Genomic DNA, 1,353 nt, shown 5'->3' with positions numbered 1-1,353 from the left:
GGTTGCGTCCATGAAGATGGTGTACGAGCTGGGGATCGGAAGTACCGGCGTGTCGTAACCAGAAGATAGGCGGTCATCGCGTGATTCTTCGGGAGAGCTACCAACTCCACTCGACGAAAGAGCACGCGATGACCACTGCCCACGATATCGACCTGCAGCAGATCTTGACCGACCGCCTCACCGGTGCGAGTCCCGACCTGCTGCGCGAGTTGCTGACGATGTTCATCCATACCCTGATGGGCGCCGAATCGGACGCGCTGTGCGGCGCCGGCTACGGACAACGCTCCGACGAGCGCACCAACTCCCGTAACGGCTACCGACACCGCGACTTCGACACACGCGTCGGCACACTCGACGTGGCGATCCCCAAGCTGCGGTCCGGCTCGTACTTCCCCGACTGGTTGCTTGAACGCCGCAAGCGGGCGGAGAAGGCCCTGACCTCGGTGGTGGCGACCTGCTACCTGCTCGGAGTCTCGACCCGCCGGATGGACCGGCTCGTCGAAACGTTGGGCATCACCTCGTTGTCGAAGTCGCAGGTGTCGGTGATGGCCAAAGACCTCGACGCGCAGGTCGAAGCGTTCCGCAGCCGGCCGCTCGATGCCGGACCGTACACGTTCGTCGCCGCCGATGCCCTCGTGCTCAAGGTGAGAGAGAACGGACGGGTGGTCAACGTGCACACGTTGGTCGCGGTCGGCGTCAACGCCGACGGTTACCGCGAGATTCTAGGCGTGGATGTGACCTCGTCCGAGGACGGCGCCGGCTGGCTCGCGTTCTTCCGCTCCCTGGTCGCCCGCGGTTTGAGCGGGGTCGGGTTGGTGACCTCCGACGCTCACGCCGGGCTGGTCGCGGCCATCGGCGCGACCCTGCCGGGCGCCTCGTGGCAGCGGTGCCGAACCCATTACTCGACGAACCTGATGGCGGTGACCCCGAAGGCATCGTGGCCTTGGGTGAAGACGCTGCTGCACTCGGTCTACGACCAACCCGACGCGGATTCCGTTCATGCCCAATATGATCGGATCATCGATGCCTTATCGGAGAAGCTGCCGAAGGTCGCCGACCACCTCGACGCCGCACGGTCGGACCTGTTGGCATTCACCGCATTTCCCAAGCAAATCTGGAAGCAGATCTGGAGCAACAATCCGCAGGAACGCCTCAACAAAGAAATCCGCAGACGGACCGATGTGGTCGGGATCTTCCCTGATCGCACCGCCCTGATCCGGCTCGTCGGGGCGGTCCTGGCCGAGCAGCACGACGAGTGGATCGAAGGGCGTCGCTATCTCGGCCTGGACGCGCTAGCGCGCTCCCGCAACGACAAGCCCACCGACAGCACCACCGGGACCACCGGGACCACCG

Annotated in this window: 1 protein-coding gene; it reads left to right on the top strand. The window is 64.7% G+C overall.

Annotated features, from left to right (window positions below):
- Positions 1-128: 128 nt before the first annotated feature.
- On the top strand, positions 129-1,353 hold a 1,225-nt coding region (locus tag MLGJGCBP_RS21565), incomplete at its 3' end, for an IS256 family transposase (protein ID WP_160097950.1).

It is taken from the genome of Rhodococcus sp. T7, assembly GCF_009872365.1.
Classification (GTDB): domain Bacteria; phylum Actinomycetota; class Actinomycetes; order Mycobacteriales; family Mycobacteriaceae; genus Rhodococcus_F.
Note: the sequence above shows the minus strand (reverse complement) of the source record. Positions and strands in the feature narration are given on the sequence as shown.